The following is a 13694-nucleotide window of genomic DNA, read 5'->3' as shown; positions in this document are numbered from 1 at the left end:
TCGTTCAACCGGCCAGACCGGTTGCCTTACTGGTTGAGCACGGCCTTTTCCGGATTGGGCGGGAAGGCCGGATCGGTCTTCTGGCCGCGCAGCAGCTGCTCGGCATAGATGAGCTGCAGGTCGTCCTTCGGATCCGGCGGCACATAGGCCGCGGAACCCGAGCCGGTCTTGCTCTCGTCGGCGCCCTTGATATGGCCCTTGAGATCGGATTCGCCGCGCGTCAGGTCCCTGCCCTGCAGTTCGGGCGGCAGGGGCTGGTCGACCTTGATGTCGGGCGTGATGCCCTTGCCCTGGATCGATTTGCCCGATGGCGTGTAATAGAGCGCCGTCGTCAGCCTGAGCGCGCCATTCTCGCCGAGCGGGATGATGGTCTGGACCGAGCCCTTGCCGAAGGACTGCGTGCCGACCACCGTGACGCGGCGCAGGTCCTGCAGCGCGCCGGCGACGATTTCCGAAGCGCTGGCCGAGCCGCCATTGACGAGCACGATCATCGGCTTGCCGTTGATATCGTCGGTCTGCTTGGGCTTGGCGTCGAAGCGGGTGACGTCCTTTGGATCGCGTCCGCGCGTCGAGACGATCTCGCCGCGCTTGAGGAAGGCGTCCGACACGCTCACCGCCTGGTCGAGCAGGCCACCCGGATTGAGGCGCAGGTCGAGCACATAGCCCTTCAGCTTGTCGTCCGGCACCTGCTTCTTGATGGTCTCGATAGCGTTCTCGAGGTCGTCATAGGTCTTTTCGGTAAAGGAGGTGATCTTCATGTAGCCGATATCGTTCTCGACCCGGAACTTGACCGCCTTGACCTTGATGATGTCGCGCACCACCGTCAGCTCGATCGGCTTGTCGGCGCCCTGGCGCAGGATGGTCAGCTTGATCGGCGTGTTGACCAGGCCTCGCATCTTGTCGACCGCGTCGTTGAGCGTCAGGCCGCGAACCTCCTCGCCGTCGATCTTGGCGATATAGTCGCCGGCCAGCACGCCAGCCTTGGCGGCCGGCGTGTCGTCGATCGGCGTGATCACCTTGACCAGGTCGTTCTCCATGGTGACCTCGATGCCGAGCCCGCCGAACTCGCCCTTGGTCTGCACGCGCATGTCCTGCGCCTGTTCGGCGTTCATGTAGGAGGAGTGCGGGTCGAGCGAGGAAAGCATGCCGTTAATGGCGTTCTCGACCAGCGACTTGTCGTCGGGCGGGGTCACATACTGCGCCCGCACCCGCTCGAAGATGTCGCCGAAGATCGCCAGTTGCTTGTAGGTCTCCGACCCCGCAGCGTTCGCCGCCGAGCCGGGTGCGCCATAGACAAGGCTCATGGCGGACGCGCCCATCAGCGCACCGGCAAACAGAAGCGACAGTTTCCGCATCATTTCACGTCCTTCCAGAAAAACGGTCCGCCCACCATGGGGCCGGATCGACGGGTTTTCCATCCTTGCGGAACTCGACATAGAGCTCCGGCGTGGCATTTCCATTCTTCGAAACCGAGGTGCTTGCCACCCGGGCTTCTCCCATCGCGCCGACCGGCTCTCCTGCAAGCACCGACTGGCCAGTCGCGACGCTGATTCTGCTCATCCCAGCCAAGACGACATGATAACCGTCGCCGGCATTGAGGATCAAGAGTTGACCGTAGGAGCGAAACGGCCCCGCATAAAGCACATTCCCATCCGCCGGCGCGGTAACGATGGCTCCCGATTGTGTCGCAACCATGTCCCCAAGCATCAAGGCGCCGTTACCGTCGTCGGCGCCAAACCTGAGTTTGATGCGGCCGGTGACCGGCAGGGCGACCTGTCCTTGCAGTGCCGAGAAAGGCGCCGCGGCGGTCAACCTGTTGCCTTCGGGAACCGGCAGCGATGCTGTCTGGTCGCCACCGGGCTCGGTGCCGCCGGCCTGGCCAGCGGCGGCTGCCTTTGCGGCATCCGCGGCCTTGCGGTTCTTGTCCGCCTGCGCTTCGAGCGAGGCGATCAGATCTTTCAGGCTGCTGGCTTTGGCCGCCAATTGCTCGGAACGCTGCTGTTCGGCCGCCATCTGCGCCTTCGTGTCGGTCTCGAGCTTCTGCTTGGCTTCGAGCAGCATGCCGAGCCGCTTCTTCTCCGCCGTCTGATCGCCGACCGCCGCCGTCAGCCGCGCCCGTTCGGCCTCGATCGAAGCCGTCACCCGGGTCTGCTCCTTGAGATCGGCCAGCAGGCTGTCGGTCTGCTGGCGCAATTCAGGCACCACGGCGCCGAGCAGGATGGCGCTGCGCACCGACGACAGCGCATCTTCCGGCTTGACCAGGATCGCCGGCGGCGGGTTGAGCCCCATGCGCTGCAGGGCGCCCAGCACTTCGGCCAGCACATCGCGCCGCGCCGCCAGCGAAGTACGGATCTTCTGTTGCTGGCCCTTCAGCCCTTCCAGCTTGGCGCCGATGTCCTCGATGTCCTGGCCGAGCTTCTGCTCGGTCATCGCCGACTGGATGAGTGCCGCGGTGATCGAGGCGTGGTCCTTCTTGACCGCGGCGATATCGGCGGCGAGCTTGGCCAGCCGTTCCGACGACAGCGTTATTTCCTTCGAAACCTGCTCGTATTCGGCACGGCTCTGGTCCGGATCGGGCGCCATGTCGAGCGTGTTTTCGGCCCGCACAGCATGCAGCGACAGAAGCACCGCCGCCGCGGCGATACCGCAGCGCACGCGCCAGGAGCCCCCCGTCGATGGGCCCGTCGTCGATTTCCAGCCTTCAGACATTCGCGATCGATTCTATCCGCGCCTTCGTTAACGAATCATCAACCATGTTAGCGCCTGTCGCCCAAAGGGTTCGCAATAACGCAATGCAACGGAAACACAGGCCCACGTCGAATCTTGCGCGGCATTTGGGGCCAAATTCGGTGCGATCCGGCGGCTTTCAGGACCTGTGGTAGGGATGACCCGACAGGATCGTCGCCACCCTGTAGAGTTGTTCACCCAGCATCACCCGCACCAGCTGATGCGGCCAGGTGAGCGCCCCGAACGACATCACCAGCTCGGCCTGGCCGCGCAGCGACGGATCGTGGCCGTCGGCGCCACCAATGGCGAGGACCAGCGCCTTGCGTCCGCCGTCGCGCAACTGTCCCAGACGGCCGGCGAAATCCTGTGAAGACAGGCTCTTGCCTCGCTCGTCGAGCAGGATGAGGGCCGTGCCTGGCTGCAGCTGTGCCTGCAGCCGCGAACCTTCGTCGCGCTGGCGCTCGGCGGCGCTCTGCGCGCGGCCCTCGACGATCTCGGTGATTCCGGCGAATTCGAGCCCCACGCCGGGTCCGCTCTTGGCGAACCGCTCGAAATAGCGGTCGGCCAACTCCCGCTCGGGGCCGGCTCTCATTCGGCCCACGGCATGAACTGAAATCTTCATCCTCGCCTCTATAAGCCCCGCGAAGGGCTTAGTGGAGGGTCTCTTCCTCGAGATCCGGCGCCTGCCACATCTTTTCGAGATTGTAGAATTCGCGGACTTCGGGGCGGAAGACATGGACGATGATATCGCCAGAATCGATCAGGACCCAGTCGGCGCCTGACAGTCCCTCGACGCGCGCGGTGCCGAGACCGGCATCCTTGAGCGCCTTGAGGAGATGGTCGGCGACAGCCGCGACATGACGGTGCGATCGGCCCGACGCAACGACCATGTAGTCGCCGAGGCTCGATTTCCCCTGAATGTCGATTGAGACAATGTTTTCGGCCTTGGAGTCTTCCAGACTGGCAAGGACTGTCTTGATGGCACGGGACACGGCGTCGTCTACGCTGATCCTGGCCGGCGAAGGCACGATGTCGGCCTTCTTCCGCAGTGCTGTTCTCAGTGTATTTCCTTTCGCAGCAAGAACAACCAAATCACCCCTTAAAGCAGGTGACACCACTTAGATAGGCAGAGTTCCGTTGCAGTTTCAAGACGGAGCCCCGATCGACGCGAACTCGCCGAGTGGAATGTTGTTCCACGGGTGACGCAAAAACATCGGAACCCACGCCTTCCACAGCGGTTACCGGCTGACCGACCAACCGGAATCCCGCCATGCCGATCGACCCGCAAAACACCCTTCTCACCGTCCAGACCGGCCTCGCGCAGCTGAGTACGCTGATCGTCTCCTATTCCTTTTCCGCCATCGGCGCCGTCATCCTCCTGGTGGTCGGCTACATCGTTGCCAACCTTGCCGAGCGCTCGATCTCGGCTGGCCTCGGCCATATCCATGGTTTCGACGCGACGCTGCGGCATTTCTTTTCCAAGATCGGGCGCTACGCCATTCTGATCCTCGTCGTCATCATGGTGCTCGGCCAGTTCGGCGTGCAGACTGCATCGATCATCGCCGCGATCGGCGCCATCGGCCTCGCCATCGGTCTCGCCCTGCAAGGCACGCTGCAGAACATCGCCGCAGGCATCATGCTGCTCGCGTTGCGGCCATTCCGCATTGGCGAATCTGTCGAGGTCGGTTCCATTGCCGGTTCGGTCGAGGAAATCGGCCTTTTCGCCACCAAGCTCAGGACCGCCGACGGCATCTACATATTGGCACCGAATTCGACGCTGTGGAATCAGCCGGTGCGCAATTTCACCCGCAACGGCGTGCGCCGCACCGACATCACGCTCAGCATCGGCTCCTGGAACGACATAGACGGCGCCCAGAAGACATTGCTTGCCATTGCCGGTGCCGAGAAGCGCATCCGCCGCGAACCGGCGCCGATCGCCTTCGTGGCCGGGCTCGGCGATACGACCGTTTCGCTCACCTTGCGCTACTGGACCGCGGCGGCGGACCATTTCGCCACCCAGATCGACATGACGAAACGCGCCAAGCAGGCCTTCGACAGCGAGGGCATCTCGATCCCGCAGCCGCCTCCGGAGGCACCGCCACCCGAGGCCCGCAAGCAGTAAAATCAGTCGCCCCTGTGGCGGACCACTTCGTCCGGCGCGAAGGCGAGTTCGACCGGCAAGGGCGCTTGCGCCGACATCGGCGCGAAACTGCCCGTGGCGGCCGCCGGAACGCGGCCCGCCGCGATCACCCGCCACAGCACGAAAAGGCAGAATACCGAGGCGATGACGATGCCGACATAGATGAAGGTTGCCGTGCCGAAGACGGCGGAAAGCGCCGTGACAATGCCCGGCACGATGAAGCCGGCGAGCGACCAGGCAAACAGCATCGAGCTCGACAGCGCCAGCAGTTCATCCTTCCTGGCGCGGTCGGCGGCATGCGCGCTGGAGAGCGCGTAGATCGATTCCGCCGCCCCGTCCCAGATCAGATAGATCACCACCAGCGCCATCAGCGCACCGCCGTCGAAGGCGATGGCGAGCACGCTGGCAACCACCGCCAGCGCCGCGGCGCCGGCAAGCACGTAGCGCCGATCAGTACGGTCGGAGAGCCAGCCGAGCGGTATCTGCAGGATCAGCGTGCCGACCGGCATTGCCGACAGCAGCAGCGCGACATCGGCCTGGCTGTAGCCCTTGGCCGTCGCGTGGATGGGCGCGAAGCCGGAAATGATCATCGACAGGCCGCCGACCGCCAGCATGCCGGCGACGCCGACCGGCGAAATCCGCCAGGCTTGGCGCAGAGCCACCGAAGCCGCCTGCGGCGCCGGCGGCTGGGCAAGGCGTGTCATGCCGACAGGCAGGATCGACAGAGCGGTAAAGGCGATGCCGATCAGCGACGCGGCGGCCGTGTGGATGTCGATCACGGCAAGCGTCGCATAACCAACGCCAAGACCGGCAATGTAGGCGACGTAGAACACAGCCATCACCCGGCCGCGTACGGCGTTCGGCAGCGCGTCGTTGAGCCAGCTTTGCGCGACGATGAACAGGCCGCATATGGCAAAGCCGTAAAGCGCGCGCGCCACGATCCACAGCAGCGGGTGCGGTCCGGCGCCGATGGCGGCATTGGACAGCGCGATCAGCGCCGACAGCACCATGAAGGCGCGGGCGTGGCCGACCCGGCGCACCAGCGGACCGGTCAGGATACAGCCGGCGAGGCCGCCGGCCGACAGGCCGGTGACGATCAGCCCTGCCCAGACCGGATCGAACCCTTCGACGCCGAGCCGGATGGGGATATAGGCGAACATCAGCCCGTTGCCGATGGCAATCAGCGCCATCGACACGATGACACTGGCAATCGCGATCAGCGGCGCAGGCGTGCTGCCCTGGTCGGGATCGATCGTGGGATGGGTTTTCTTGTGAATCGCCATGGCTGGTCAGCATCGCCCATGGGTCAGGCGGACGCCGCTGTAAAAACGACATGGCCGGACGGACGAGACGCTCAACCCTTCGCCATCTTCCGGATCGCGCTCGACGACAGCAAGGAACGCGGACCGTGGATGAAGGTCCAGGCCGGCGCCTTCATCCGCGCAAGCCTTGGCGCGTCGCCTTCGTCGATGCGGGCGTAATCGAAGGTCTTGGCGACAACCGACGACAGAAGGGACAGTGTCGCGCCGGGTCGGTCGATGACCGCGATCGGAAAGGTCATGACGATCTCGCGCCAGCGCTGCCAGCGATGGAAGTCCCGCAGGGAATCGGCGCCCATGATCCAGACGAAGTCGACGCCGGGATTGCGCGCCTTGACCAGCGCCAGCGTGTCGGCGGTGTAGCGCACATTGTGTGCCGCCTCGAAGGCGGTGACCTTGATCTTCGGGTTCTTGGCGATCTTCTCGGAAAGCACGATGCGCTCGCCCAGCGGCGCCAGTTCGCGCGTGCTCTTCAGCGGATTGCCTGGGGTCACCATCCACCAAAGCTGGTCCAGCGCCAGACGCCGCAAAGCGATTTCGGCGACCAATGCGTGGCCGGCATGCGGCGGGTTGAACGAACCGCCAAACAGTCCGACGGCCAGCCCCTTCTCGGCATGCGGCATCTTCAGATAGCTGGAGGGTGTCGCCGGTTCGGAAGAGGCCAGCATCGCTTCAGGCTCTGGCGATCAAAAGCTTCAAGGCCTCACCTGTCCCGACCCGCGCACGCGATATTTGAACGAGGTCAACTGCTCGACGCCGACCGGCCCGCGCGCGTGCATCTTGCCGGTGGCGATGCCGATCTCGGCGCCCATGCCGAACTCGCCGCCATCGGCGAACTGCGTCGAGGCGTTGTGCAGCAGGATCGCCGAATCGATCTCGTTGAAGAACCGTTCGACCGCCTTCGCGTCCTCGGCGACGATCGCCTCGGTATGATGCGAGGAGAAGGTTTCGATGTGATTGATCGCACCAGCGATCCCGTCGACCAGCTTCACCGCGATGATCGCGTCGAGATATTCGGTCACCCAGTCGGCGTCGGTCGCCGGCTTGGCGTCGAAGAACATTTTCATCACTTCTTGATCGGCATGGATCTCGCAGCCGGCGGCGCGCAGCGCGTCGAGGGTCGGCACCAGATGGGTGGCGGCGACCGCACGGTCGACCAGCAGCGTTTCGGCGGCACCGCAGACGCCGGTGCGCCGCATCTTGGCGTTGACGGCGATCCGCACCGCCATGTCGAGCTCGGCGGAGCGGTCGATATAAAGATGGCAGATGCCTTCGAGATGGGCGAAGACCGGCACCCGCGCCTCGCTCTGCACCCGCCCGACCAGGCTTTTGCCGCCGCGCGGGATGATGACGTCCAGATTGCCGCCAAGCCCCTTGAGCATCTCGCCGACCGCGGCGCGGTCGGTGGTCGGCACCAGCTGGATGGCGTCCTGCGGCAGGCCGGCCGCCTTCAAGCCGTCGACCAGGCAGGCGTGGATCACCGCCGACGAGTTCAGAGAATCCGAGCCGCCGCGCAGGATCACCGGATTGCCGGCCTTGAGGCAGAGAGCGCCGGCATCCGCCGTCACGTTCGGTCGGCTTTCATAGATGACGCCGACGACACCGAGCGGCGTACGCACGCGCTCTATGTGCAGACCGTTCGGCCGCTCCCACGCGGCGATGACATCACCGACTGGATCGGGCAGGGCAGCGATTTCGCGAATACCGTCCGCCATGGCGCGGATGCGTGCCGGATCGAGCTTCAGCCGATCCATGAAAGAGCCGGAAAGCCCGGATTCGTGGCCATTCGAAACATCGATGGCGTTGGCGTCGAGAATGTCCCGCGCGCGAGAAATGATCGCGTCGGCCATGGCGACAAGCGCGGCGTTCTTGGCGGCGGCGGTGGCGATGGCCAGCGGTCGGGCGGCAGCGCGGGCGCGGCGCCCGATATCGGCCATCAGCGCCACGGTGTCGTCCCCGGATTTTTCATGCAGCTTCAGCATGGCTCATCCTCCGCTTGTGTCGCTTCCGGCGTGACTTACGACGAGATCGTCGCGGTGGATCATCGCCGAACGCGCCTCGTAACCGAGCACCGTCTCGATCTCGGCCGTCTTCAGGCCTGCGATCCTTACGGCATCGGCGGCATCGTAGGCAACCAGCCCGCGTGCGATCTCGCGGCCCTCGGGCGACAGGATCGCCACCGTGTCGCCGCGGGAGAAATTGCCGCTGACCAGCTTGACGCCGGCCGGCAGCAGCGACTTGCCCGAAACGAGCGCGCCGATCGCGCCGGCATCGACGGTCAGCCGCCCCGCCGGTTCGAGCTGGCCGGCGATCCAGGTCTTGTAGCCTTTCACCGGATTGGCGCTGGGCTTGAAGAATGTCGCGCGCTCGCCGCGCTCGATAGCCATCAGCGGCGACAGCCTTGTGCCGGAGGTGATGATCATCGCCGTGCCCGCAGCATTGGCGATCTTGCCCGCGTCGAGTTTGGTACGCATGCCGCCGCGCGACAGCTCGGACGCGGCGGCTCCCGCCATTGCTTCGATGTCTGGTGTGATGCGGTCGACCACCGGAATGAACTTCGCACCGGGGTCCGACGCTGGCGGCGCGGTGTAGAGCCCGTCAATGTCGGAGAGCAGCACCAGAAGGTCCGCGCCCATCATGGTGGCGACGCGGGCCGCCAGCCGGTCATTGTCGCCATAGCGGATTTCGGAGGTCGCCACCGTGTCGTTCTCGTTGATGACGGGCACCGCCTTCATCTTGAGCAGCGTCGATATGGTGGCCCGCGCGTTGAGATAACGCCGGCGCTCCTCGGTATCGCCGAGCGTCAAAAGGATCTGGCCCGATTTCAAGGCACCCTTGCCGAGCGCGTCCGACCATGCGCCGGCGAGCGCGATCTGGCCGACGGCGGCGGCGGCCTGGCTCTCCTCTAGCTTCAGGGCGCGCTTGCCAAGGCCAAGGATGGTGCGGCCGAGCGCGATGGCGCCCGACGACACGACGAGGATTTCGGCTCCTCCCTGGGCAAGCACCGCGATGTCGTCGGCGAGCGAGGCCAGCCAGTCGCGCTTCAGGCCGCTCGTCCGGTCGACGAGCAATGCCGAGCCGATCTTGACGGTGATGCGCCGGTATTTTCTGAGCGGCTGCATGACTTTACTTTTCCCAGCGCGTCTCGACCGGCGCGGCGATCCGCGCGCGCGCCTCCGCGATGACAGCCATCAACGCCCGCTGCACCGCCTCGACGCCTTCGCCGGTGACCGCCGACAGCAGCATCGGCGCCCGGCCGGCGGCACGCTTCAGCGAGGCGACCTTCTTCTTGCGCGCGTCTGCGTCGAGCGTGTCGACCTGGCTCAGCGCCAGGATCTCGGCCTTGTCGGTCAAGCCGTGGCCATAGGCCTCGAGCTCGGCCCGCACGGTCTTGTAGGCCTTGCCCGGGTTCTCCTCCTGCGCGGAGACCAGGTGCAGCAGCACGCGCGTGCGCTCGACATGGCCGAGGAAGCGGTCGCCGATGCCGACGCCTTCGTGCGCGCCTTCGATCAGACCTGGAATGTCGGCGATGACGAATTCGCGCGCATCGATGCGGGCGACACCGAGGCCCGGATGCAGGGTCGTGAACGGATAGTCGGCGATCTTCGGCTTGGCCGCGGTGACGGCGGCAAGGAATGTCGACTTGCCGGCATTGGGCAGCCCGACCAGCCCGGCGTCGGCGATCAGCTTCAGCCTGAGCCAGATATTGAGTTCTTCGCCGGGAAGGCCGGGATTGGCGCGTCGCGGCGCCTGGTTGGTCGAGGTCTTGAAATGCTGGTTGCCGAAGCCGCCATTGCCGCCCTTGGCAAGGAGGAAGCGCTGGCCGACGACGGTCAGGTCGCAGATCAGCGTCTCATTGTCCTCTTCGAAGACCTGCGTTCCGGCCGGCACTTTCAGCGTCACATCGGCGCCCTTGGCGCCGGTCATGTTGCGGCCCATGCCGTGGACGCCGGTCTTGGCCTTGAAATGCTGCTGGTAGCGATAGTCGATCAGTGTGTTCAGCCCGTCGACCGCTTCCAGCCAGACATCGCCGCCGCGGCCGCCATCGCCGCCATCCGGGCCACCGAACTCGATGAACTTCTCGCGCCGGAACGACACCGAACCGGCGCCCCCGTCACCCGAGCGGACATAGACCTTGGCTTGATCGAGAAATTTCATGGGACTGCAGTTTCTTTTATTGGCCTTGCGGCATTGCTCTAAACCTTGGGCCTTGCTCTAAACCAAGGCGCGGCGAAGGGCGAGGCCGTTTTGTGACTATGGCCGCGCGGGGTTGGCCGGAGAGACGTCGGAATGAAGCTTGTAACCTACAACATCCAGTACGGCATCGGTCTCGATGGACGCTACGATCTCGGGCGCATCGCCGACGCGGTGCGCGGAGCCGACGTAATCGCGCTGCAGGAGGTCACCCGCAACAATCCCCGGAACGGCAGCCGCGACATGGTGGCCGAGATCGGCGAGGCGCTGCCCGATTATTTCGCCGTCTATGGCAGCAATTTCGAGGCCAATATCGGCTCGCGCATCGAGGACGGCCGCGCCATCACCACGACCTTCCAGCTCGGCAACATGGTCTTGTCGAAAACGCCCATTCATCTGTCGCGCAACCTGTTGTTGCCGCGCAGCCGCAGCTTCGAGATGATGAACTTCCAGCGCGGCGCGCTGGAAGCCCTGATCGAGACGCCGCTTGGTTTCATCCGCTTCTATTCCATCCATCTCGATCACCGCAGCCCGGTCGAACGCGCCAGCCAGATCCAGTTCCTGCGCCAGCGCCTGTTGAACTATGCGCTCGAAGGCGGTGCGCTGTCCGGCGTCGCCGAGATCGGCCTGCCGGAACTGCCGCATCCGGAAGCCTTTGTCGGCATGGGCGATTTCAACATGCTGGCCGGCTCGCCCGAATATGTCGAACTCGCCGGCCGGCCGGACCATGAATTCGGCATGCCGCTGACCGCCGACTTCGCCGTCGATGCCGCCCTGCGCCTCGATGTCGCCGGCGACGATCTCGTCTCCTTGGTCGATCCCAACGACCCCACCAACGCCAGCCGCCACAAGCGCATCGACTATATCTTCACCAGCGCCTCGCTTGCCCGGTCGCTGAAGCGCCTGTGGGTCGACAGACAATCAGTCGGTTCCGACCACCGGCCGGTCTGGGTCGAACTGGGCTAAGCCCAAGTCCGGTCCCGAGCTGATTTGTACTGTTTCGCCCCACGCGCCAAGGTTTGCCGATATTCAGGTCAGGCCGGCCTCACCTGAATATCGACGCACCTAGAAGTGGATCCAATTGCGCAGGCTCGTCCAGGTTTTCCTGTCGAGCCGATAACGTTCGACCGGCACCTGGCCGGCGACGATCGAATTCAGCATGCCCTGGCCGGCATATTGGAAGCCGCATTTGTGGATGACGCGGCGTGAAGCCGGATTGATGACCCTGGTCGAGGCCTGCAGCACCTGGATCGACGTCTTCTGGAAGGCGAGGTCGACCAGCGCGTGCGCGGCTTCCGTGGCGTAGCCCTTCTTCCAGTAGGGCTCGCCGATCCAGTAGCCGAGCTCAAGGCCGCGATCGGTGGTGTTCAGCCCGGCGCAGCCGACGAAAGTGTCGGTGCCGGCCAGCGTCAAGGCATAGGCGATGCCGGCGCGCCGCGCCTTGGTCATGGCGAGGAAAGCACGTCCCTCGGCCTCCCCATAGGGGTGCGGCATGCGCGCCAGCATCTCGGCAACGTGACGGTTGTCGGCAAGTTCGACCAGTTGCGCGATATCCCGCTCATCGGGAGCGCGCATCACCAGCCGCTCGGTGACCAGCACCGGGCAATCTATCGCGTAACTTTCGTCTTCTGAATCTTCCGCTTCGGCAACCATTTGAAGTCCTCCAGGCACAAGAAAAAGGGGAGATGGAAACCCATCTCCCCTGATCCTTTTCCTGGTTTTGCCAGACACCGGTCCCGAGATGGGCGCCGGTGTTCTAGTGCGGAACCGGCTACTCCGCGGCTTTGGTAATCGGGTTGACCGATACGTAGGTTCGGCCGTTGGCTTTTTTGTTGAACGTCACGGCGCCGGTTTCGAGCGCGAAAAGGGTGTGGTCCGTGCCCATGCCGACATTGACGCCGGGATGCCAGGTGGTGCCGCGTTGACGAATGATGATGTTGCCCGGGATGACGGCTTCGCCGCCGAACTTCTTCACGCCCAGACGCTTGGAATGCGAGTCGCGACCGTTGCGCGACGAGCCGCCAGCTTTCTTGTGTGCCATCTAACTAACTCCGATGCGCCCATGGGCGCTTGAATGGTCTTATGAACGCGTTCGCGTTCCGTTTCAAGTCCGATCCGGCGACGTTTCGCGCCGGTTCGCCTTACTTCTTGGCCAGCTCCTTGGCCTGCTCGCGCCAGTCCTTGATCTGGTCGGCGCTGAACGGCATGTTCTCGTCGATCTTGGCAACGTCCTTCTCGGTCAGCTTGGCGAGCTGCGCGAAGGTGATGATGCCCTGCTCGGCGAGATCCTTGGCGGCGACCGGGCCGATGCCCTTGATCACGGTCAGGTCGTCCGGCTCGCCCTTCGGCGCCTTGAACAGCGGCGCGGCGACGGCCTCGGCCCTCGCGTCTTCCTTGGGGGCGGCGTCCTTCTTGGCCTTGGCTTCCTTCGGCGCGGCCTCGGGAGCGACCTCAGCCTTGGCTTCCGCCTTGACGGCCGCCTTCTTGGCGGGCTTGGCGCCACCCAGCAGGATCTCGGAGATCCGCACGGTGGTCAAAAGCTGGCGATGGCCGATCTTGCGGCGCGAATTCTGGCGGCGACGCTTCTTGAAAGCGATGACCGTGCGGTTCTTGCCCTGCTCGACGACTTCGGCGGTCACCAGGGCGCCATCGACGAACGGCGCGCCGAACGTGACATTCTCGCCCTCGCCATGAGCGAGCACGTGGCCGATCTCGACGATGTCGCCGACATTGGCTTCGACTTTTTCGATCTTCAGGAGATCGTTGGCGGCAACGCGATACTGCTTACCGCCCGTTTTAATGACTGCGAACATTTTTTGCCTTTCGCTGTTCGGTCGGCCTTGATGAACCGCCTCTGGCGGTTCGGCCGTCTTTTTGTCAGTCTGCGGGTTCAAAAAACAAGCGGCGTGGAAGAACCCTCCACGCCGATTGCGCGCTGTCCCTAACCGAAGGTTGCGTGGGAGTCAAGGCAAACGGGCGGGGTTCCCTGCCATGCGGGCCAGACTCCTGCCGAGGACGGAGCGTGGCACTCCGAACGAGGCCCGTACAGGAAGCTGAATTTCCGGTGGATTTGGCCTTGTAACCTGCCCGTTCAGCCGTTATCTAGTGCGCCGCGCCGGCAACGGCCGACCATGACCGCGGAGAGGTGGCAGAGTGGTCGAATGCACCGCACTCGAAATGCGGCATGGGTGCAAGCCCATCGGGGGTTCGAATCCCTCCCTCTCCGCCATTCCCCCAAAGGTCCGTTCCGGACACATAGGTTACGGTTTATACCGGAGACATGGGTAACACTTTTGGCCCGAAGGGGTTTTGGA

The 13694-nt window shown here is 64.5% G+C and carries 14 protein-coding genes and 1 tRNA gene; 3 read left to right on the top strand and 12 right to left on the bottom strand.

The annotated features are described in order from the left end of the window. Positions 1-26: 26 nt before the first annotated feature. The 4 genes from FJW04_RS04025 to rsfS all read right to left on the bottom strand — a co-directional run bounded on the left by FJW04_RS04025 (position 27) and on the right by rsfS (position 3755). Positions 27-1358: a S41 family peptidase gene (locus FJW04_RS04025; RefSeq protein ID WP_015315201.1), complete on the bottom strand. Its 1332-nt coding sequence runs from the start codon at positions 1356-1358 to the stop codon at positions 27-29. Position 1359: 1 nt separating this feature from the next. Continuing rightward, a complete protein-coding gene (locus FJW04_RS04020; RefSeq protein ID WP_140712529.1) occupies positions 1360-2709 on the bottom strand; it encodes a murein hydrolase activator EnvC in 1350 nt (449 codons plus the stop codon). A gap of 157 nt (positions 2710-2866) precedes the next feature. Continuing rightward, positions 2867-3349, bottom strand: coding sequence for a 23S rRNA (pseudouridine(1915)-N(3))-methyltransferase RlmH (rlmH, locus tag FJW04_RS04015; protein ID WP_140712527.1), 483 nt, complete (start codon positions 3347-3349; stop codon positions 2867-2869). 28 nt (positions 3350-3377) lie between these two features. After that, the gene (gene rsfS, locus FJW04_RS04010) at positions 3378-3755 is read right to left on the bottom strand and encodes a ribosome silencing factor (RefSeq protein WP_015315198.1); all 378 of its coding nucleotides are present in this window, start codon (positions 3753-3755) and stop codon (positions 3378-3380) included. A 242-nt stretch (positions 3756-3997) separates the two neighbouring features. Between rsfS and FJW04_RS04005 the strand changes: the two genes are divergently transcribed. After that, on the top strand, positions 3998-4849 hold the full coding sequence (locus FJW04_RS04005) for a mechanosensitive ion channel domain-containing protein (RefSeq protein ID WP_140712525.1): 852 nt from the start codon (positions 3998-4000) through the stop codon (positions 4847-4849). Positions 4850-4851: 2 nt separating this feature from the next. On the opposite strand, the gene FJW04_RS04000 is transcribed toward FJW04_RS04005, so the two are convergent. The 5 genes from FJW04_RS04000 to obgE form a co-directional block, all read right to left on the bottom strand. Next, positions 4852-6150 carry an MFS transporter gene (locus FJW04_RS04000; protein WP_140712523.1) on the bottom strand — a complete coding sequence of 433 codons (1299 nt, stop codon included), beginning with the start codon at positions 6148-6150 and terminating at the stop codon, positions 4852-4854. Between the two features lie 71 nt (positions 6151-6221). Further along, entirely contained in the window at positions 6222-6854 is a 633-nt protein-coding gene (locus FJW04_RS03995; RefSeq protein ID WP_246673716.1) for a nicotinate-nucleotide adenylyltransferase, read from the bottom strand. Between the two features lie 27 nt (positions 6855-6881). After that, positions 6882-8168 carry a glutamate-5-semialdehyde dehydrogenase gene (locus FJW04_RS03990; protein ID WP_140712521.1) on the bottom strand — a complete coding sequence of 429 codons (1287 nt, stop codon included), beginning with the start codon at positions 8166-8168 and terminating at the stop codon, positions 6882-6884. Between the two features lie 3 nt (positions 8169-8171). Further along, positions 8172-9308 (bottom strand): glutamate 5-kinase, encoded by a 1137-nt coding sequence (gene proB / locus FJW04_RS03985; RefSeq protein WP_140712519.1) that lies wholly within the window; start codon positions 9306-9308, stop codon positions 8172-8174. Between the two features lie 4 nt (positions 9309-9312). Then, positions 9313-10344: a GTPase ObgE gene (gene obgE, locus FJW04_RS03980; protein ID WP_140712517.1), complete on the bottom strand. Its 1032-nt coding sequence runs from the start codon at positions 10342-10344 to the stop codon at positions 9313-9315. A gap of 132 nt (positions 10345-10476) precedes the next feature. On the opposite strand from obgE, the gene FJW04_RS03975 reads away from it, so the two are divergent. Next, on the top strand, positions 10477-11346 hold the full coding sequence (locus FJW04_RS03975; protein ID WP_140712515.1) for an endonuclease/exonuclease/phosphatase family protein: 870 nt from the start codon (positions 10477-10479) through the stop codon (positions 11344-11346). A 99-nt stretch (positions 11347-11445) separates the two neighbouring features. Here FJW04_RS03975 and FJW04_RS03970 read toward each other — a convergent pair whose 3' ends face one another. From FJW04_RS03970 to FJW04_RS03960, 3 genes are all read right to left on the bottom strand, one after another. Beyond that, positions 11446-12033, bottom strand: a complete 588-nt coding sequence (locus FJW04_RS03970) for a GNAT family protein (protein WP_140712513.1) — start codon at positions 12031-12033, stop codon at positions 11446-11448. Positions 12034-12151: 118 nt separating this feature from the next. After that, the gene (rpmA, locus tag FJW04_RS03965; RefSeq protein ID WP_015315190.1) at positions 12152-12421 is read right to left on the bottom strand and encodes a 50S ribosomal protein L27; all 270 of its coding nucleotides are present in this window, start codon (positions 12419-12421) and stop codon (positions 12152-12154) included. Positions 12422-12521: 100 nt separating this feature from the next. Further along, positions 12522-13193 carry a 50S ribosomal protein L21 gene (locus FJW04_RS03960; RefSeq protein ID WP_015315189.1) on the bottom strand — a complete coding sequence of 224 codons (672 nt, stop codon included), beginning with the start codon at positions 13191-13193 and terminating at the stop codon, positions 12522-12524. 326 nt (positions 13194-13519) lie between these two features. On the opposite strand from FJW04_RS03960, the gene FJW04_RS03955 reads away from it, so the two are divergent. Next, positions 13520-13609, top strand: a tRNA-Ser gene (locus FJW04_RS03955). Positions 13610-13694 lie beyond the last annotated feature (85 nt).

The organism is Mesorhizobium sp. B2-7-3 (genome assembly GCF_006440715.1).
GTDB classification, from domain to species: Bacteria; Pseudomonadota; Alphaproteobacteria; order Rhizobiales; family Rhizobiaceae; genus Mesorhizobium; species Mesorhizobium australicum.
This window is presented reverse-complemented; position numbering and strand designations above follow the sequence as displayed.

Bases quoted from the DNA above. Each gene is read 5' to 3' on its own strand.
- FJW04_RS04025 (WP_015315201.1), bottom strand. From the start codon at position 1,358: ATGATGCGGAAACTGTCGCTTCTGTTTGCCGGTGCGCTGATGGGCGCG.
- FJW04_RS04005 (WP_140712525.1), top strand. From the start codon at position 3,998: ATGCCGATCGACCCGCAAAACACCCTTCTCACCGTCCAGACCGGCCTC.
- FJW04_RS04000 (WP_140712523.1), bottom strand. From the start codon at position 6,150: ATGGCGATTCACAAGAAAACCCATCCCACGATCGATCCCGACCAGGGC.
- rlmH (WP_140712527.1), bottom strand. From the start codon at position 3,349: ATGAAGATTTCAGTTCATGCCGTGGGCCGAATGAGAGCCGGCCCCGAG.
- proB (WP_140712519.1), bottom strand. From the start codon at position 9,308: ATGCAGCCGCTCAGAAAATACCGGCGCATCACCGTCAAGATCGGCTCG.
- FJW04_RS03960 (WP_015315189.1), bottom strand. From the start codon at position 13,193: ATGTTCGCAGTCATTAAAACGGGCGGTAAGCAGTATCGCGTTGCCGCC.
- FJW04_RS03990 (WP_140712521.1), bottom strand. From the start codon at position 8,168: ATGCTGAAGCTGCATGAAAAATCCGGGGACGACACCGTGGCGCTGATG.
- FJW04_RS04020 (WP_140712529.1), bottom strand. From the start codon at position 2,709: ATGTCTGAAGGCTGGAAATCGACGACGGGCCCATCGACGGGGGGCTCC.
- FJW04_RS03970 (WP_140712513.1), bottom strand. From the start codon at position 12,033: ATGGTTGCCGAAGCGGAAGATTCAGAAGACGAAAGTTACGCGATAGAT.
- obgE (WP_140712517.1), bottom strand. From the start codon at position 10,344: ATGAAATTTCTCGATCAAGCCAAGGTCTATGTCCGCTCGGGTGACGGG.
- FJW04_RS03975 (WP_140712515.1), top strand. From the start codon at position 10,477: ATGAAGCTTGTAACCTACAACATCCAGTACGGCATCGGTCTCGATGGA.
- rpmA (WP_015315190.1), bottom strand. From the start codon at position 12,421: ATGGCACACAAGAAAGCTGGCGGCTCGTCGCGCAACGGTCGCGACTCG.
- FJW04_RS03995 (WP_246673716.1), bottom strand. From the start codon at position 6,854: ATGCTGGCCTCTTCCGAACCGGCGACACCCTCCAGCTATCTGAAGATG.